Annotated in this window: 15 protein-coding genes; 14 read left to right on the top strand and 1 reads right to left on the bottom strand. The window is 70.5% G+C overall.

The features are described 5' to 3' along the window. From xrtB to ACZ9AQ_RS15195, 9 genes are all read left to right on the top strand, one after another. Complete coding sequence (gene xrtB / locus ACZ9AQ_RS15155; RefSeq protein ID WP_429204270.1) at positions 1 to 1,035, top strand: exosortase B; 1,035 nt, start codon at positions 1 to 3, stop codon at positions 1,033 to 1,035. Next, a complete protein-coding gene (epsI, locus tag ACZ9AQ_RS15160; protein WP_429204271.1) occupies positions 1,032 to 1,799 on the top strand; it encodes an exosortase-associated protein EpsI, B-type in 768 nt (255 codons plus the stop codon). The genes xrtB and epsI overlap by 4 nt, the downstream gene beginning before the upstream one ends. Before the next feature lie 18 nt (positions 1,800 to 1,817). Next, on the top strand, positions 1,818 to 3,398 hold the full coding sequence (locus ACZ9AQ_RS15165) for an O-antigen ligase family protein (RefSeq protein WP_429204272.1): 1,581 nt from the start codon (positions 1,818 to 1,820) through the stop codon (positions 3,396 to 3,398). Beyond that, complete coding sequence (locus ACZ9AQ_RS15170; RefSeq protein WP_429204273.1) at positions 3,284 to 4,918, top strand: lipopolysaccharide biosynthesis protein; 1,635 nt, start codon at positions 3,284 to 3,286, stop codon at positions 4,916 to 4,918. Before ACZ9AQ_RS15165 ends, ACZ9AQ_RS15170 begins: the two co-directional genes overlap by 115 nt. 23 nt (positions 4,919 to 4,941) lie before the next feature. Beyond that, the gene (locus ACZ9AQ_RS15175) at positions 4,942 to 6,219 is read left to right on the top strand and encodes a glycosyltransferase family 4 protein (protein WP_429204274.1); all 1,278 of its coding nucleotides are present in this window, start codon (positions 4,942 to 4,944) and stop codon (positions 6,217 to 6,219) included. Continuing rightward, positions 6,155 to 6,949, top strand: a complete 795-nt coding sequence (locus tag ACZ9AQ_RS15180) for a glycosyltransferase family 2 protein (RefSeq protein ID WP_429204275.1) — start codon at positions 6,155 to 6,157, stop codon at positions 6,947 to 6,949. Before ACZ9AQ_RS15175 ends, ACZ9AQ_RS15180 begins: the two co-directional genes overlap by 65 nt. Next, complete coding sequence (locus ACZ9AQ_RS15185; RefSeq protein WP_429204277.1) at positions 6,930 to 7,247, top strand: hypothetical protein; 318 nt, start codon at positions 6,930 to 6,932, stop codon at positions 7,245 to 7,247. The genes ACZ9AQ_RS15180 and ACZ9AQ_RS15185 overlap by 20 nt, the downstream gene beginning before the upstream one ends. Next, complete coding sequence (locus ACZ9AQ_RS15190; protein ID WP_429204279.1) at positions 7,244 to 9,478, top strand: heparinase II/III domain-containing protein; 2,235 nt, start codon at positions 7,244 to 7,246, stop codon at positions 9,476 to 9,478. Before ACZ9AQ_RS15185 ends, ACZ9AQ_RS15190 begins: the two co-directional genes overlap by 4 nt. A 153-nt stretch (positions 9,479 to 9,631) precedes the next feature. Next, positions 9,632 to 10,489 (top strand): beta-1,6-N-acetylglucosaminyltransferase, encoded by an 858-nt coding sequence (locus ACZ9AQ_RS15195; protein WP_429204281.1) that lies wholly within the window; start codon positions 9,632 to 9,634, stop codon positions 10,487 to 10,489. 22 nt (positions 10,490 to 10,511) lie between these two features. Here ACZ9AQ_RS15195 and ACZ9AQ_RS15200 read toward each other — a convergent pair whose 3' ends face one another. Next, positions 10,512 to 10,940, bottom strand: coding sequence for a VOC family protein (locus tag ACZ9AQ_RS15200; protein WP_429204283.1), 429 nt, complete (start codon positions 10,938 to 10,940; stop codon positions 10,512 to 10,514). Positions 10,941 to 11,097: 157 nt separating this feature from the next. On the opposite strand from ACZ9AQ_RS15200, the gene ACZ9AQ_RS15205 reads away from it, so the two are divergent. From ACZ9AQ_RS15205 to ACZ9AQ_RS15225, 5 genes are all read left to right on the top strand, one after another. Next, positions 11,098 to 11,610: an MgtC/SapB family protein gene (locus ACZ9AQ_RS15205; protein ID WP_429204285.1), complete on the top strand. Its 513-nt coding sequence runs from the start codon at positions 11,098 to 11,100 to the stop codon at positions 11,608 to 11,610. A gap of 139 nt (positions 11,611 to 11,749) precedes the next feature. After that, positions 11,750 to 12,970 (top strand): glycosyltransferase, encoded by a 1,221-nt coding sequence (locus tag ACZ9AQ_RS15210; RefSeq protein ID WP_429204287.1) that lies wholly within the window; start codon positions 11,750 to 11,752, stop codon positions 12,968 to 12,970. Continuing rightward, positions 12,970 to 14,262: a phenylacetate--CoA ligase family protein gene (locus tag ACZ9AQ_RS15215; RefSeq protein ID WP_429204289.1), complete on the top strand. Its 1,293-nt coding sequence runs from the start codon at positions 12,970 to 12,972 to the stop codon at positions 14,260 to 14,262. Before ACZ9AQ_RS15210 ends, ACZ9AQ_RS15215 begins: the two co-directional genes overlap by 1 nt. A 111-nt stretch (positions 14,263 to 14,373) precedes the next feature. Then, on the top strand, positions 14,374 to 15,474 hold the full coding sequence (locus ACZ9AQ_RS15220; RefSeq protein ID WP_429204291.1) for a glycosyltransferase: 1,101 nt from the start codon (positions 14,374 to 14,376) through the stop codon (positions 15,472 to 15,474). A 10-nt stretch (positions 15,475 to 15,484) separates the two neighbouring features. Then, complete coding sequence (locus ACZ9AQ_RS15225) at positions 15,485 to 17,545, top strand: heparinase II/III family protein (protein ID WP_429204293.1); 2,061 nt, start codon at positions 15,485 to 15,487, stop codon at positions 17,543 to 17,545. The last annotated feature ends 24 nt before the right edge of the window (positions 17,546 to 17,569 follow it).

The following is a 17,569-nucleotide window of genomic DNA, read 5'->3' on the forward strand; positions in this document are numbered from 1 at the left end:
ATGGCGACCGGGCGCGAGATGGACCCGCGGCACGGTCCGCAATCCGGCCCGCATGCCGGCTCCGGCTCTGGTCCCGGCCCGGCCGTCGGCCTGCGCCAGGCCCTGCCCGAATGGTGGCCGGTCATGCTGGGCCTGGCCCTGCTGTTCGGCCCGACCTTCCACGACCTGTTCACCGGCGCCTGGATCGGCGAAGAGCAGGGCCACGGGCCGATCATCTTCTTCCTGTCGCTGTGGCTCATCTGGCGCAAGTGGCCCGAGGTGAGGCAGGCCACCGCACCGGCGCGGCCGCACCCGTCCGGCTGGGCGGTGCTGGCTTTCGGCCTGGGCATCCACCTGCTGGGCCGGTCGCAACAGATTCTGATGTTCGAGGTGGCCTCGATCGTGGCGGTGCTGGCGGCAACCGTCCTGCTCAAGCTGGGCGCGCGGGCCCTGCGCGTGCTGTGTTTTCCGTTCTTCTTCATGCTGTTCATGGTGCCCCTGCCGAGCGAGCTGGTGGCGGCGGTGACGATGCCGATGAAGATGGCCGTCTCCTGGGCCACCGAACACCTGCTGTTCGCGGCCGGCTATCCGATCTCGCGCTCCGGCGTGGTGCTGCAGATCGGCCAGTACCAGCTGCTGGTGGCCGATGCCTGCGCCGGCCTGCAGACCCTGCTGACGCTCGAGGCGCTGGGCCTGTTCTACCTGAACCTGATGCGCCACCCTTCCGCCTTTCGCAATGTGGCGCTGGCGATCCTGATCGTGCCGGTCTCGTTCACGGCGAATGTGATCCGCGTGATCGCGCTGACCCTGATCACCTATTATTTCGGCGACGCGGCCGGGCAGGGCTTCCTGCACGACTTTGCCGGCATGGTGCTGTTCGTGACGGCGCTCCTGATGATCCTGGCGCTCGACTCGGCCCTGCAATGGTCGATCAAGTCCCGGGAGGGGCGGCGTCATCCCGGCGACCTCCGGCCGCACTCGCCGCACTCGCCGCACGCGCCATACTCGCCGCACTCGCCGAACCCACCCGGTCCAATCCGCGGGGGCGTCCGATGAAGCCGGCGCGCCGCCGCCTGGCCGTCAGCATCGTGCTGGGCCTGGCCATGGCCGCCACCTCGGCGCTGACCGGGGCCTTGATGCCGACGCCGCGCGCGCCGCTGCCGCACGAGCGCTTCAGCCTGGAGCAGATGATTCCGCAACGCTTCGGCGCCTGGACGGTCGACCCGGGCGTCGTGCCCCTGCAGCCCAATCCGGAGCAGCAGGGCGTGCTCGCGAAGATCTACGACCAGACCCTGTCGCGCACGTATATCGACCCGCGCGGCCAGCGGGTGATGCTGTCGATCGCCTATGGCGGCGACCAGAGCAAGGCATTGCAGCTGCACCTGCCCGAGGTCTGCTACGTGGCCCAGGGCTTCGAGCTGGTCGAGGACAGCGAAGACCTGCTGCCCACCCGCCATGGCCGCTTGCCGGTCAAGCGCCTGGTGGCGCGCCTGAGCGAGCGTAACGAGCCGATCACCTACTGGATCACCATCGGCGACAAGGCGACCAAGGCCGGCATCCAGCAAAAACTGCGCCGCCTCGCCTATGGCCTGTCGGGCGAGATCCCGGACGGCATGCTGGTGCGGGTATCGACCATCGGGTCCGACCGGCACGCCGCCTGGCGGGTGCAGGACCGCTTCGTGGCCGACCTGCTCGCGGTGCTGGCGCCGGCCGACCGCGCCCGCCTGATCGGCGCCGACAGCGCGTCCGCCGTGGCGGGCGCGGCCCGCGCTGCCGACGCCGACGTCTCAGCCCGCGCCGCCGGCAGCGCACCCCACTGACACGGCGACGGCGCGGCGATGAACGACATCCTGCCCTATCTCTATTATTCGCTGCCGTGGCTGTTCGTCGCCGGCCTGTCGGTCGCGGCCGTGCTGGGCATCGGCGTCGGGATGGTATGGCCGCGCTTCCTAGTCTATCCCTATCTGCTGGTCTTTTTTTGGGTCAACTCCACCAGCTATGGCAACCTGGCCGTGTTTGCGTCGCGCAGCATCTACAGCCGCGGCTCGGGCATGCTGTTCTTCGGCGTGGTGCTGTGGTACGTGCTCGGCGCCTGGCTCTGCGCCCGCATCTCCGCCAGTTTCATGGACACCTACGCGAACCACCTCGCGACCGGCCCGCGGCGCGCGGGCGCGCCGGCCTGCAATCTGCGGCCCTGGTTCCTGGCCTGGGCCGCCCTGCTGGCCGCCCACGTCGGCGTCGGGCTGGCCACCGGGGTGCCGCTGGCCGCGTCGCTGGCGCCGTCGGGGTTTTCGAATATCGTCTGGATGGCGCCGCTCGTTTCGCTGATGCTGCTGGCCTTTCGCACCCGTGAGCAGGCGCGCGAACTGGCGCGCTTCATCATGCTGGCCGGTCTCGCGCGCGCGCTGTTCGGCCTCGGCCGCTGGGCGGTATCGGGGGGCGATCCGAACAACGTGTATGCCAACATGAATGCGATCCCGATCCGCCTGACCTTTTTCGACATCAACGACAGCCTGCTATGCGTCCTGGCGTTCGCGATCGCCGCCGTCGCGCTGTTCCAGGCGCCGGCGGGCGCGGCGGGTACGGCGATGCCGGCGCAGGGCCGGGCGTGGCGCGCGCTGGCGTGGGCCACCCTGGTCGCGACCACGCTGTGCGTGGTGCTGTCCTATCGCCGCACCGCCTGGGTCGGCTTCCTGCTGGCGTACGCGGTCGTGCTGCTGCGCTTTCCGCCCGCGCGCCGCCTGCAGCTGGGCCTGGCCGCCGTGCCGCTGGCCGGCGCGGCCATGGCCTTCGTGGCGGGGCGGCGCCTGGGGCAGACGCGCGCGGCCGGCGCGGGGGGAGGCGCGGTGGAAGGCGCGGTGGAAGGCGCGGTGGAAGGCGGAGGCGGCGCGCTCGGCGGCCTGTTGCACGACATGCAGTCGCGCCGCTTCGGTCCCGAAAGCGAGCGGGTGCTGGAGCTCAAGCTGGGCTTCGCCGATTTCCTGGCGCACCCGCTGGCCGGCATCGGCGCCTGGGGCCGCTATCACGGCTACCAGGCCATCTCGTGGCAGGGCAACCCGGACGGGGGCCTGTTCCTGCACAGCGGGGTGCTGCACATCGCGCTCAAGAGCGGCCTGGTGGGCATGGTGCTGCTGGCCGGCACCATCGCCGCCTTCATCGTGGGTGCGCGGCGCGCGCTGCGCAGCCTGCCGCCCGAGCTGCTGGGGCTGGGCGCGGCCGGTGCGGCGGGACTGGCGTTCATGATTCCCGACCTGCTGATCGGCACGCCGTTCCCGCAGGTGCGCACCACCCAGATGCTGGCGCTATGCCTGAGCCTGCCTTACCTGGCGCTGGCGGCCGCGCAGGCAGCGCCGTCGCGGCCGGCCTGGCGGCCGGCGCCGCGGCGCGCATCGGGCCGGCAACCGGCGCCAAGCGCATGAAGCTGCGCCTGGCCCGCAACGCCTGGTCCAACCTGCTCGGGGCGGCGGTCCCCGCGCTGGTGATGCTGGCCACGGTGCCGCTGGTGGTGCGTGGCCTGGGCGAGGCCGGCTATGGCGTCTATTCGCTGGTGACGGCCATCGTCGGCTACTTCGCGGTGATGGACATCAACCTCACGGCCGGCTCGGTCAAGTACATCGCCCAGCACCGGGCCAACGGCGACGCGCGCCAGGTCGCCGAGACCCTGTCCTTTGGCCTGGCCACCTACGCCGCCATTGGCCTCGTCGGCGCGCTGGGCATCTATCTGTGCGCAGCCTGGCTGGTCGATGCCGTGTTCGCCGTGCCGGCGGCCCTGCGCCCCGAGGCGGGCGCGACCCTGCAACTGGCCGCGCTCGCTTTCCTGTGCGGCCAGCTGCAGAGTTACCTGAACAGCGTGCCGCAGTCGCTCATGCGCTACGATATCTCGGGCCGGCTCGAGATGGCGTTCGGCGCGCTGGTGCCGCTGGCCACGGTCGGCGTGCTGGCCCTGGGCTTCGGCCTGTTCGAGGTGATCCTGCTGCGCGTGGTCGCCAGCAGCCTGCACGCCCTGCTGCTGTGGCGGGCGATCCGGCGCCTGCTGCCGCACTGGCGCTGGCGCTGGCCGGCCGCAGGCGTACGCGCGGCCCTGCTGCGCTTCTCGGGCTGGACTTTCCTGTCGCGCTTTGCCGCACTGTCGTACGCCCACGCCGACAAGCTGGTGATCGGGGCCCTGGTCGGCGTCGCGGGCCTGGCGTATTTCACGGTTGCCGCCACCCTGGCCAACCGCGTGCTGGGGCTGAGCTTTCGCCTGTCGGCGGTGGCCTTTCCGGCCGCCAGCGCGCTCGCGGCCAGGGGCGAGCTGGCGCGCCTGGACGCGGTCTACCTGAAGGCGACGCGCTACGTGGTCTACCTGAACGCGGCGATCCTGCTGCTGCTGGCGGTGTTCGCCTATCCGATCCTGCTGTACTGGATGGACGCCGCCTTCGCGCGCCACGGCGCCGCCATCCTGGCGCTGATGGCCCTGGCGCAATTCGTCGATTCCCTGACCAGCCTGCCGTCGCTGGTCAACGACGGCATGGGCCACCCGCGCGTCTCGGGCCTGTTCGCCGTGGTGCGGGCGCTGGCCGGGCTGGGCGCCGTGTATGCCGGCGTGGCCGCCTGGGGCATCGTCGGCGCCGCCTGGGGCCACCTGGCCGCCTCGCTGCTGTGCGCCACGGCGTTCCTGGCCTACGTCCATGGCCGCACGGTCCCGACCCCGCTGCGCCGCCTGCTGGTCCATGGCTATGCGCCGGGGCTGGCCGGGATCGCCCTGGTCGCCGTCGCCGCCGGCGCGGCCGAGACCCTGCTGGACGACAGCCTGCGCGCCTTCCTCGCGATCCTGGCCGCGACCGTGCTCCTGCTGGCCCTGCATGGGACGCTGTTCGTGCTCGAGCGCGGCGACCGCGACCTGGCCTGGGCCCGCCTCAAGACGCGCCGCCAGCCGGTGCGCGCCCGGGCCGGCTGAGGGCCGCCGGGGAGGGGTGGAGCATGCGCATCCTGATGGTGTCCGAGGATTTGCCGGGCGAGCAAGTGGGCGGCCTGGGCAAGCACGTGGTGACGCTGGCCAACCGCCTGCTGCAAGAGGGCCATGCCGTCGAGATCCTGGGCCGCAGCGACCGGCCGGGCGCCGATCCCGCGCGCCAGATCGGCTTCGGCGGCCGTTTCCGGCCCGGTTTCGCCATCGCGCGCCCCGGCTGGAAAGAGGCGCAGCTGGGCGCGTTCAATCCGCTCAAGCGGCCCTGGCTGGCGCGCGGCATCGCGCGCGCCATCGATGCCCACGCCGCCGGCTTCGACGTGGTTCACTACCACGGCCACCTGCCGATGACGGGCCTGTACGTCCGGGACGGCATCAACTTCGTGCAGACGCGCCACGACCAGGGCAGCGAATGCCTGACCCACCTGCGCTTCGTCGACGGCGCCGTGTGCGAGCGGCTGGCCCCGGGCGCGTGCACGGCGTGCAGCGCGCGCCACGCCACTCCAGGTCCGGGATCGGTGCGCACGGCGCTGACGGCGCTCGCCGTGAGCGGCTACCGCAGCCAGGCTGCGCGCGCCTTCGCCCGCCACAAGACGGTGTTCGTGTCCCACTTCCTGCGCCGCCGTTTCCTGCGCGCGGTGCCCGACGCCGACCTGTCGCGCAGCCGCGTGATCCACAACCTGGTCGACTACGCCTTGCTGCGCGCCCTGGCCCTGGCCGCCCCCGGGCCGCAGGCGGGCGAGGTGGTGCTGGCCGGGCGGATCGACACCGGCAAGGGCGTGGCGGAATTTCTCGACGCCGCCGCCGGCCGCCTGCCGGCGCATGCGCGCCTGACCGTGGTCGGCGACGGCCCGCAGCGTGCGGCGCTGGAGCGGCGCCACGCCGGAGCGCAGGTGCGCTTCCTCGGCTGGCAAGACCATGCGGCGACCCTGGTCCTGGCCGCGCGCGCCCACCTGTGCGTGGTGCCCTCGGTTTGCGAGGAGGCCTGCAGCACCACGGTGCTCGAAGCGCTGGCGCTGGGCCGCGGCTGCCTGGCGCTGGCGCGCGGCGGCACGCCCGAGCTGGCGCAGTACGTCCAGTATCCGGGCCAGCTGGCGCTGGCCGCCACCATGCCGGCGCTGGTCGCGCGGCTCGCGCGCCTGCTCGCGGCGCCGCCGATGCGCGTCGCCCCGCCAGCAGGGTTCGGGGCCGACGCCGCCCGCCTGCTGCCCACCTTACTGGAGCTGTATGCCGAACCAGCCGACCTTCTCGATCGTCACCTGCACCTGGAACAGCGCGGCCACGCTGGCTAACACGCTGGCGTCGGTCCAGGACCAGACCTGCCGCGATCTCGAGCACGTCTTCGTCGATGCCGGCTCGAGCGACGCCACCCTGGACATGATCGCCGCCTATCCCGGCAACAAACGCGTGCTGCGCGAGGTGCGCGGCGGCATCGGCCACGCCATGAACCGGGGCGTCGCCGCGGCGGGCGGCCGCTACGTCGCTCATCTGCACTCGGACGACTACTACGCCGGCCCGGCGGTCCTGGCCACGGTCGGGCGGCGCATCGAACAGGCGCGCTCCGGCGGCTGCCCGCCGGCCTGGGTGGTCGGCAACATCCAGGTGCTCAAGGAAGGCCGCCTGCTGCCGCCGAACCCGATGCCGCCGTTTTCCTACCGCGCCTACGCCGCCGGCCGCGCCTGGGTGCCGCATCCGGCCGTGTTCGTGCGGCGCGACATGTTCGCGCTGGTCGGCGGCTTCGACGAACGCCTGCGCTATGCGATGGACGTCGACCTGTGGCTGCGGCTGGGGGCGCTCAGCCAGCCGGCGCTGGTGGACGCGGTGCTGGCCGTGTTTCGCGACCATGCCGGCAGCGTCTCGTCGCGCAACCGGATCGCGGCGCGGCGCGAGGAATTCGCCGTGCGCCGGCGCCATGCGGGCAAGGCGCCGCTATCGTTCGGCATCTTTTGCCTGCGCTACCTGAAGCGCATGCGGGCCTTGCGGCGGCTTGAACGCGGCGAAGATGGCCAAGCCCAAGCCTAGGGGGCTGCCGCGCAGGCCGCTGGTTACCGCACTGTTCTCCATACCGGGCACGACAGTTACAGCACAGAACATCCTGCTCGCCACAGGTCGAATCGTTCGTGTTGGATTTGTGCGAACGACGGGCGCCAAAACAGGCAAACCAATAATTTCCTTAGGGAATTTGATTTTGTTCAAAAAAACCTGCGATAACATTGTTTTCCTCAAGCAAGCATCCCCGATGCCTGCGGCAGATGTCGTGCCAGCGCCCGAGCGCGGTGCGATTCTGGACAATCCTCGTTCTCTCGGAGCTTCAGCATGAATTTTCACCGGAAAGGCCTGGTCTGCGCGCTGGCGCTGACGTCGCTCTTGTTGTCCCTGAGCGCGCGCGCGGACTGGGCCCGGTCCCTTGACCCGCTGGTGGTCCAGCCCAGCCCGAACTTGAACCAGGTCCAGGCGCAGAATCCGCCCGGATTCACCTGGGCCCGCCACGCCAGGGGCCCTGCCGCCTACGAGCTCGAGATCACGCCGGAAGGCGGGGCGCCGGGCAAGGTGATCACCGAACGGAACTGGTACCTGCCACCGAAAGCCATGGCCTTGGGAAAGTACAGCTGGCGCGTGCGGCCGGTCGGCAGCAATGACTGGTCGATGCCGCGCGGCTTCTCGATCACCAGCAGGTCGAACCTGTTCGAGGTGCCGGACAACGCCACGCTGCGCGCGCGCATCACGGCCAGGGCGCGGCCGCGCGGGCTGCCGTCCTCGTTCACGCCGTACGCCAGCTGGAACGCTGCCCGCCGCGCCGAACTCGACCCCTACGTCAGCCGCATGATCAACGAGATCAAGCTGCAGATCAAGGCGGTGCCGCCCCTGACCGATGGACGCTGGCCGATCGTGATCAGTTCGCCGCTGACGGCCGCCATGGCCAGCCAGCAGACCGACATCCGCCAGCGCATCAACGAGGCCAGCCGCCAGCTCGAAGCCGCCGCCCTGATGTGGCGCATGAAGGGCGACCGCCTGTTCCTCGACGAGGCGCTGCGCCGCGGCGACCAGATCGCGGCCCTCGACCCGGCCGGGCCCACCAGCTACGCCAACCAGGACCAGGCCACGCGCCAGATCGCGGTTTCGCTGATCAAGGCGGTCGACATCCTGGCCGCCGACCTGGACGCGCCGCGCCGCGCGCGCTGGCTGAACACGGTCAGGACCCGCACCGAAGTGATCTACGGCAATCTGGCGGGCGATAACGGCCGCCTCGACCAGTATCCGTTCGATTCGCACGGCAACACGAGCCTGGTCTTCCTGGCGCTGATCTCGACCCTGGCGCTGGGCGACATTCCGGAGGCGCAGAAGTGGTTCGACTTCTCGTTTCGCGCCTATGCCAACGCGCCGTCGCCCTGGAGCGGCCAGGAAGGCGGCTACGCCAACGGCACCGCGTATGCCGAATACGCGGCCGGCTACCTGGTCGCGCTGTGGGATCCGATGTCGCAGGCGTCCGGCGTGAATTTCTATGCCAAGCCCTGGGCCCAGGGCCTGCTCGACTTCGCCACCCAGTTCACGCCGCCGGGCGCGCGCGTACACGCCTTCGGCGACGGCTCCGAGACCAGGCCCGACCCGCGCGTCTGGCACGCCTTCGGCTCGCGCATGGTCTCGCCGCGGGCGGCCTGGTACGTCGCCAGCCTGGGCGGCGCCGAAGACACGCTGAGCCTGCTGCAAGCGCCTTACCCGATGCCGGTCAAGGACACCAGGTCCAGGACGCCGCCAACCAACTCGGCCTATTATCCGAGCATCGGCTGGGCGTCGATGCATACCGACATCGGCTCGGCCACGCGGTCCTCGCTGTACTTCAAGTCCAGTCCCTACGGCTCGTTCAACCACAGCCATGGCGACCAGAACGGCATCCTGCTGTCGAGCGCGGGTCAGCCGCTGCTGGTCAAGGCCGGCTGGTATGACTGGTACGGTTCGCCCTACTGGACCGACTGGTATCACCAGACCCGCTCGCAGAACGCGGTCACCTTCGACGGCGGCAAGGGCCAGCTGGTGACGGGCTATCGCGAACAGCTGCAGCGCAACGGCAGGATCACCGGCTTCGCCGCCCAGCCCGCCTATGATTTCGTCGAGGGCGACGCCACCGCCGCCTATGGCGGCCAGCTGACCATGGCCAGGCGCCAGGTCTGGCACCTGCGCAACGCCGGCAATGCGATCCTGGTGCGCGACCGCCTGGCCAGCACGGTCGCCCGCACCTACGAGTGGAATGTCCACACCCCGGTCGTCATGACGGTGGAGAACGCGCAGAATGTCACGGTGTCGGCCGGCGGCCAGTCGCTGTGCCTGCGCTCGCTGAACGCGCAAGCCAGCTTCGCCAAGTGGACCGGGCCGGCCGCCAAGGCGAGGGTGATCGAGGACCACGGCGCCTTCTACCTCAAGAACGATGGCAAGTCCACCGCCGAGTTCCTGGTGCTGCTCGACGTCGGCTGCAAGAGGCCGCGGGTGGACATCGCCACCTCGGGCACGGTGCGCACCGTGACCGTCGCCGGCCAGAGCGTGACGCTGAATTAATAGTCGGGCACCAATAGTGCGGCATTAAAAACGCTGCACTAATAGTGCAACATTAATAGCTCAGCATTAATGGCTTCATGTCTCGCTGGCGCGGCCCGTGCGTGCGCCGTGCTAGCCTCGTCGCGCATGAGCAAGGCGCTCGCCGGGCCACCGATGAGACAGGCATTCCTGATCTGCGCGCACAAGGACCTGGACCAGCTCAACCGGCTGGTGGAGCAATTGTGCGATCCCGATTTCCTGGTCTATGTGCACCTCGACCGCAAGAGCGGTCTCGACCCGGCGCGCCTGCATCCGCATGCCCGCGCCGTGCGCGAGCGCGTCGCCGTGCGCTGGGGCCAGGTATCCCAGGTCGAGGCCACCCTGACGTCGGTGCGGCAGATCCTGGCCGAGGCGCCGGTCTTCGACAAGCTCGTGCTGCTGTCGGCCCAGGATTTCCCGCTATTGCCCAATCCGCTATTGAAGGCGGCCCTGGCGCGGCTGCGCGATCGCGAGCTGATCGAGACCGCGCCGATCGCGCCCGACGGCTGGCGCGTGATGCACCGCTATGCCTATTTTCATCGCGCTGGCGGCCACCCGGCCGAGCGCCTGGCCTGCGTTGCCGCCAACCGCGTCCTGCGCCTGCTGCGGCGCACGCGCCGCTTGCCCGGCGGGTTCACGCCGTATGGCGGATCGTGCTGGTGGGCGCTGTCGCGCGACTGCCTGCGCGACATGCTGGCCCTGGCCGATGCGCATCCGCGCCTGCTGCGCTTTTGCCGCAGCGTGCAGTCGCCGGACGAGCTGTTCTTCCAGACCCTGGTGATGCATTCCCGCCACGCCGGCCGGGTGCTGTCAAACAACTTTCGCTACATTGCCTGGCCGGACGGCGGCGCCTGCCACCCCAGGGTGCTGGACGAAGGCGACCTGGAGCGACTCAAGGCGTCCGGCGCCCACTTCTGCCGCAAGCTCGACAGCCATGCCAGCGCCGCCTTGCTGCCGAGGCTGCTGGCGTGGAAGGACGGCCGCGCCGCGTAGGCCGCGCCGCGTAGCTCGTTGGTCAGAAAGTGATCCTGATCTCGCGCGCGCTGAAGGTCGCTTCGCCGTGGTGCACGGCTTCGATATTGTTTCCGTCGGGATCGATCACGAAGGCGCCGTAATAACCCGGGTGGTAGGGACGTTCGCCCGGCGCGCCATTATCCTTGCCGCCGGCCGCCAGCGCCGCCCGATGAAAGGCGTCGACCATGGCGCGGTCGCGCGCCTGGAAGGCCAGGTGATGGCGGCCGGTCAATTGGCCCTGGGCTGCTGAGCTGTCGGGCGTCGAGACGAACAGCTCGTCGGCCCAGAAATAATCATCGCCCGAGCCGGCCAGCGGAATGCCCAGCACTTCGAACACGGCCGTATAAAACCTGCGTGACGCGGGCAGGTCGCGCACCACCAGCTGGATGTGGTCGATCAGGCGTCCGCGGTAGATTTCCATCGTTTCCATCGGGGTCTCCTCGAAGCGTTGGCTGGGCAGCCGATTATACGAAAGCCGGCCCGGCGTGCGCGCGCCGATACCTGATGGAATGGCTGAGCGTGGCGACACGCATCTTGCATGGATGGCATGATTTGTCCGACATCAAAACCGGACAAAGGGTGGCGCAATGCAATTGTGGTGGACAGAAAGCTGGCTGACGATACAGCGCGAATTTTCCGACCTGGGCAATGCCGAAGACGTGACCGTCATCGTGGTGCGCCTGCTGGTCGCCGCTCTGGTGGGGGGCATACTGGGCTACGAGCGTGAATCGGTGGGGGCCTCGGCCGGCCTGCGCACCCATATGCTGGTCTCGGTCGGCTCGGCGCTGTTCGTGCTGATTCCACTGCAGGGCGGCATGAAGATCGAAGACCTGTCGCGCGTGCTGCAGGGCGTCACGGCCGGCGTCGGCTTCCTGGGCGCCGGCGCCATTCTCAAGCAAAAGGAGAACAACGACGTGCGCGGCCTGACCACCGCCGCCAGCGTCTGGATGACGGCCGCCATCGGCGTGTCCGCCGGCATGGGCCGCGAAGCCACGGCCATCCTCAGCGCGCTGTTCGGGCTGGTGATCCTGTCGATCCTGCGCGCACCGTCCAAGAAGGCGGGAGAATATGCCAAGGCGGACCGCGAGACCGAGCGCTAGCGTCGCGCATGCACCTCGCTCATGCAGCTCGCCCATGCACCTCGCCCATGCGCCTCCCATGCGCCCATCCCTGCGATAGCTGAACGTTTGCGCGCCGCGCCGGTCTAGTATCGTAGGTTCCCCCTGGGTACGAGGCGCCATGCGCAAGCCATTGTCCATCGCCTTCATCGTGCGCGACCCCTTGCCGCCGGTGCGCGCCGACCTGCTGACCCTGTTCGGCGCCGAGATGCCGCGCCATGGCGTCGGCAGCGAGCTGGTCGGCCAGTCCGGCGGCGCCGGCCCGGTGGGGTGGGGCGGCGGCGGGATGCACGTCGTCGGCAGCATCGAGAGCCGCTTTGCCAGCGTGTTGGCGCCCGCCTGGGACCTGGTAGGCCTGGCGCGCGCCTGGCGCCGCCGCAAGCCGGACGGCATCCAGGTGCGCGACAAAATCGCGTCCGCTCTGCTGGGGCGCCTGGCCGCCGCCGCGCTCGGCGTGCCATTCCTGTACTGGATGTCGTTCCCGATCGTCGAAGGCTTCGCGGCGCGGCGCGACGAGATCGCGCGCCGCGGCCGGGGGCCGCGCTGGCTGGCGCATGCGGCGCGCGCCGCCGCCTCGCGCTGGTTGCTCTATCGCCTGGTGCTGCCGGGCGCGCGCCATGTGTTCGTGCAGAGCGAGGCGATGGCCGACTGGCTCGCAGGCAAGGGCGTCGCGCGCGCGCGCATGACCGCGGTGCCGATGGGCGTCGATGCCGCGTTGTGCGAGCGCGGGTTGGTCGCGCCCAGCCTTGACCCGCGCCTGGACGGACGGCGCGTGCTGCTGTACCTGGGCCGAGTCGCGCAGGCGCGCGGCTCCGGCTTCCTGCTCGATGTCGTCGAACAGCTCGCTTTTGATGTGCCCGATATCCTGCTGGTGATCGCCGGCGACGCCCCCTCGCGCGACGAGATGGCCTGGATGCGCGCCGAGATCGCCCGCCGCGGGCTGGACGGGCGCGTGCTGCTGACCGGCTGGCTGCCGCGGGATGTGGCGCTCGGCTATGCGGTGCGGGCCGAAGTCGGCCTGTCGCCGATCCCGCGCGGGGTCCTGTACGACGTTTCTTCGCCGACCAAGCTGCTCGAATACCTGGCGCTGGGCATCCCCGGCGTGGCCAACGACATCCCGGACCAGGCCCGGGTGCTGGCCGAGAGCGGGGCCGGGCTGTGCGCGCCGATGGAGGCGCCGGCCTTCGCCGCCGCCGTGCGCCGGCTGCTGCACGAACCCGGCCTGGCCGCCGCCTGCGCCGCGCGCGGGCCGGCCTGGGTCAGGGCCCACCGCAGCTACGCGATCCTGGGGCGGGTGGTGGCGCAGGCTTACGCCGGCATCCTGGGCGGGCGGGGCGCCTGATGGATGCGCGCACGCTCGCCCTGGCGCTCAGGTCGCTCGGCCGCCTGCTGGCGCGCGGCCTGCCGGCGCGGCTGCTGGTGTTGCCGTCTCTTTTGCGCAACGAGCGCTCGGGCGTCGCCCTCAACGCCTACGTGGCGCGGCGCGCACGGCGCCTCGGCGTCGCGGCGCCGCCGGACGCGACCCGGCTGCATGCGGTGCCGCCCGGCGCCTTCCTGCTCGCCAAGCCGGCCCTGCGCCAGGACCCGGCGCGCCACCTGCGGCCGCGCCGCTTCGGCTCGCTGCTGCGCAACACGATCCGCACCAGCGGCACCTCGGGTTCGCCCCTGACCCTGGTGCAGTCGCTCGGCGCCGTGATCCGCGAGGAAGCCTTCGTCCAGCGCCAGCTGCGCTGGATCGGCTGGCGGCCGGGGCGGCGGCGGGCCTGGATCCGCGGCGACCTCGTGTGCGACGAACGGCCCGCCGATGGCCGCTACTGGCGGCGCGACCCGGTCGGCAAGCTGCTCGTGATGTCGTCCTATCACTTGTCCAACGCGACCATCGGCGCCTATGTGGCGGCGCTGGAAGCCTACGATCCGGTGGTGATCCACGCCTATCCGTCCTCGATCGGGGCCATCGCCCACTGGCTGGAAGCGGCCGGGCGCCGCTATGGCGGCCGGGCCCTGCGCGGCGTGATGACCTCGTCCGAGACCCTGGAGCCGGCCGTGCGCGCGGCCGTCGTGCGCGCCTTCGGCGTGACCGTGTTCGACTGGTATGGGCAGGCCGAGCGGGTCGCGGCCATCGGCACCTGCGAGCACGGCCGCTACCACCTGCTGACCGACTACGGCGGCGTGGAGTTGCTGGCGCTGCCAGACGGCAGCTGCGAACTCGTCGGCACCAGCCTGAACAACGCCGCGATGCCGCTGGCGCGCTACCGCACGGGCGACACCGTGCGCGTGGGCAGCAGCCTGGACCAGCCGGCGCCTTGCCCCTGCGGGCGCGTGTTTCCGACGCTCGAGGCCGTGATGGGACGCCAGGAGCGCATCCTCACCTTGCCCGATGGCCGCATGGTGGCGCGTCTGGACCGCGTGTTCCAGGGCAGCGACCTGCGCCTGCTCGAGGGCCAGGTGCGCTACCACGGCCAGGCCCGTTTCACCCTGCGCGTGGTCGCGGCCGACGGTTTCGGCGGGCGCGACGAGGCCGCCCTGCGCGAACGATTCCTGCAGCGGGTGCCCGGCGTGCAGGTCGCCGTGGAGCGGGTCGAGGCGATCCCGCGCGGCGCCAACGGCAAGTTCGAGTTCATTGCCGTCGACTGACGAATCGTGCGCTAGATCAACAAGTTGCCCTGTATGATCGTAAATATTGCCCCTTTCATAAGTACATATAGCGATGAACAGGATTGCGACACATTTCCCAGGGGCGCCTGCATGACCATGGCGCCCCCACGCGTGCTGATGGTCGGAACCGCGCTGGGGGGCAGGGGAGGCATCGCCAGCGTGGTCGAGGTGCTGCGCGCCGACGGCCTGTTCGAGCGCGAAGGCGTCGCCTATGTCGCCACCCACGCCGAGGGGCGCCGCCTGCATAAGCTCGATCGCGCGCTGCGCGGCCTGTGGCGCGCCGCGCGGGCCTGCCTCGGCGCCGGGGCAAGTCCGGCCATCGTCCACGTGCATGCCGGATCGCACGCCAGTTTCCTGCGCAAGTCGCTGGTGCTGCTCATGGCGCGCATGGGCGGCGCATGCACGGTGTTTCATCTGCATGGCGGCGGCTTTCGGCGCTATGCGCTGGCGGAGGCCGGGCCGCTGCTGCGGCGCTGGATCCGGCACACCCTGGAGGCGAGCTCGCGCGTGATCGCGCTGTCGCCCGGTTGGGCCGCCTGCGTGCGCGAATGCGCGCCGCGCGCGCGCGTGGTCGTGGTGCCCAATCCGGTGCGCCCGACGTCGGCCGCGGCGGGTGCACGGGCCGAAGCCGGCCGCATCCTGTTCCTGGGCCGCCTCGACCCGGCCAAGGGCGTGGACGAACTGCTGCAGGCTTGCGCCGCGCTGGCCGCGCGCCACCCGGGGCTGCGCCTGGTGCTGGGCGGCAGCGGCGACCTGGACTGGGTGCGCGGCCGAGCCGCCGAGCTCGGCATCGCCGGCCGCGTCGAGACGCCGGGCTGGCTGGATGCGGCCGCGCGCGACGCGCAGCTGGCGCGCGCCTGGCTGTTCTGCCTGCCGTCCCATGCCGAAGGCTTGCCGATGTCGGTGCTCGAGGCGATGGCGGCCGGGACGCCGGTGGTGGCGACACGCGTCGGCGGCATTCCGGAAGCGCTGGCCGACGGCGAACTCGGCCTGCTGGTTCCGCCGCGCGACGCGGCGGCGCTGGCGGACGCCATCGAACGATTGCTGGACGACGCGCGATTGCGTGCGCGCTTGGCGCGCGCGGCGCGCGCCGCCGCCGAACGGCACTACGCGGCCGGCGTGGTGTGCGGCACATTGGCTGCGCTGTACGCGCAATTGCTGGACGAAAAGACGCAATCCAGAAAACGGTGAAGGAAATTTGATGAACGCAACAGTACGCATGGCATGGCTGGTCAACCGGCTGCGCTGCATGTCGGTGCCTGAAATGGCCTACCGGCTGCGCCAGGCGGCGACGATCCGCCTGGGGCGCCGCTCCGTCGGCCTTGCCGCGCCGCCGCCGCTGCCGCGCACCCTGAGCCTGGGCGTGCGCGGCGCGCCGGCGCTGGAGCAGGCCGACGTCGATGCACTGCTGCTCGACGCCGAGCGCATCGAGGCCGGCCACGTGGTGCTGTTCGCCGAACGCCGCTTCGACGTCGGCGTGCCGACCGCCTGGAACCGCGATCCCGAGACCGGCGTCGTCGCGCCGTCGCTGTACCGCGGCGACATCGCCATTGGCGACCGCGAACTGGTAGGCGACATCAAGCACGTATGGGAATTGAACCGTCACCTGCACCTGGTGACCCTGGCCCAGGCCTGGGCCTTGACGGGCGATCCGCGCTGGCTGCAGGCCCTGGCGCAAAACCTGCGCAGCTGGTTCGAAGCCTGCCCGCCGCTCACGGGACCCAACTGGACCAGCTCGATGGAGCTGGGCATCCGCCTCGTCAACTGGAGCCTGATCTGGCAGCTGGTGGGTGGCGAGCGCAGCGCCTTGTTCGAGGGCGCCGCCGGGGAGCGCCTGCGCGCCGACTGGCTGGACAGCATCCATGCGCACTGCCGCACCATCGCGCGCCACCTGTCGCGCCATTCGTCGGCCAACAACCACCTGATCGGCGAACTGACCGGCCTGTACGCCGGCGCCGTTACCTGGCCGTGCTGGAAGGAATCGAAGGACTGGGAAGCCCAGGCGCAGCGCGAACTGGAGCACGAAGCGCAGGCCCAGTTCTCGCGCGACGGCGTCAACCGCGAGCAGGCGTTTTCCTACCATATGTTTTCCAGCGAATGCCTGTTCGTGGCCGGGCTCCTGGGCCAGGCCAGCAGCCAGCAGCGCAGTCAGCCCCGCAGCCAGTTCCGCAGCCAGTCGCGCGATCAGCCTCACGATCATTCGCACAGTCAGCCCCACAGTCAGCCTTTCTCGCGCAGTTACTGGGCCGTGCTGCAGCGCGCGCTGCGCTTCCTGCGCTCGGTGCGCGACGTCGACGGCGGCCTGCCGATGGTCGGCGACGCCGACGACGGTTGCCTGTTCCGCCTGCACGCCGGCACCGGGCGCCCGGGCCCGGACCGCGCCGCGCAGTTGCTGGCGCTGGGCGACACCGTGTTCGGCGGCCAGCACGACCAGCACCCGGGCGTGCGCTGGCTGCTGCACGCGTTGCCGGGCGGGCGGCCCGACTGCGATCCGCACGAAGCCGATTCCGGGTGGTCCTTCCCCGACGGCGGTTACTTGTTGTTCGGAAATCACTTCGGCGAAGCCAACGAGATCAAGGGCGTGCTCGACTGCGGCCCGCTGGGCTATCTCGGCATCGCCGCCCACGGCCACGCCGATGCGCTTGCCTTGAGCCTGTCGGTGGCGGGCGAAGCCTGCCTGGTCGATTCCGGCACGTATTCTTACTGGCAAGAACAGAAGTGGCGCGATTATTTCCGCGGCACCTCGAGCCACAACACCGTGCGCGTCGACGGCCTCGACCAGTCGACGCCCGGCGGGCGCTTCATGTGGCTGCGCAAGGCGCGCTCCAGCATCGAGCGCATGCCGGCGTCCCCCCACGAATTCGACTTCCGCGGCTCGCACGACGGCTATGCGCGCCTGCCGGACCCGGTGCTGCACCTGCGCAGCGTGCGCTTCGACGGCGCCAGCAACACCCTGACCGTGCGCGACGAGGTGGCGGCCAGGAAGCCCCACAAGGTCGAAACGTTCTGGCACTTCGCGCCGGGCCTGGACGTGCGCCTGACCAGCCACGGCCTGTCGGTGCGCGGCAAGCGCTTCGTGCTGCAGATGCAGGCCAGCGGCGAAGACCTGCACCTGGAACTGGTGCGCGGCGCCGAAAATCCGCCCCTGGGCTGGTATTCGGCCGCGTATGAATCGAAGACGCCGTGCGAAGTGCTGCGCATCACGACCGTATCGTCCGCCGTTCCCATCGAATGCAGGTTTACAATCACTTTTACCGATTAATAAATAATTAATCGCAGGAAACGT

The sequence above is a fragment of the Massilia sp. UYP34 genome (assembly GCF_056279385.1).

Coding starts and splice junctions, on each gene's coding strand:
- ACZ9AQ_RS15180 (WP_429204275.1), top strand. CDS start 6,155: ATGCCGAACCAGCCGACCTTCTCGATCGTCACCTGCACCTGGAACAGC.
- ACZ9AQ_RS15210 (WP_429204287.1), top strand. CDS start 11,750: ATGCGCAAGCCATTGTCCATCGCCTTCATCGTGCGCGACCCCTTGCCG.
- ACZ9AQ_RS15185 (WP_429204277.1), top strand. CDS start 6,930: ATGGCCAAGCCCAAGCCTAGGGGGCTGCCGCGCAGGCCGCTGGTTACC.
- ACZ9AQ_RS15215 (WP_429204289.1), top strand. CDS start 12,970: ATGGATGCGCGCACGCTCGCCCTGGCGCTCAGGTCGCTCGGCCGCCTG.
- ACZ9AQ_RS15175 (WP_429204274.1), top strand. CDS start 4,942: ATGCGCATCCTGATGGTGTCCGAGGATTTGCCGGGCGAGCAAGTGGGC.
- epsI (WP_429204271.1), top strand. CDS start 1,032: ATGAAGCCGGCGCGCCGCCGCCTGGCCGTCAGCATCGTGCTGGGCCTG.
- ACZ9AQ_RS15170 (WP_429204273.1), top strand. CDS start 3,284: ATGCCTGAGCCTGCCTTACCTGGCGCTGGCGGCCGCGCAGGCAGCGCC.
- ACZ9AQ_RS15195 (WP_429204281.1), top strand. CDS start 9,632: ATGAGACAGGCATTCCTGATCTGCGCGCACAAGGACCTGGACCAGCTC.
- ACZ9AQ_RS15205 (WP_429204285.1), top strand. CDS start 11,098: ATGCAATTGTGGTGGACAGAAAGCTGGCTGACGATACAGCGCGAATTT.
- ACZ9AQ_RS15200 (WP_429204283.1), bottom strand. CDS start 10,940: ATGGAAACGATGGAAATCTACCGCGGACGCCTGATCGACCACATCCAG.
- xrtB (WP_429204270.1), top strand. CDS start 1: ATGGCGACCGGGCGCGAGATGGACCCGCGGCACGGTCCGCAATCCGGC.
- ACZ9AQ_RS15190 (WP_429204279.1), top strand. CDS start 7,244: ATGAATTTTCACCGGAAAGGCCTGGTCTGCGCGCTGGCGCTGACGTCG.
- ACZ9AQ_RS15225 (WP_429204293.1), top strand. CDS start 15,485: ATGAACGCAACAGTACGCATGGCATGGCTGGTCAACCGGCTGCGCTGC.
- ACZ9AQ_RS15220 (WP_429204291.1), top strand. CDS start 14,374: ATGACCATGGCGCCCCCACGCGTGCTGATGGTCGGAACCGCGCTGGGG.
- ACZ9AQ_RS15165 (WP_429204272.1), top strand. CDS start 1,818: ATGAACGACATCCTGCCCTATCTCTATTATTCGCTGCCGTGGCTGTTC.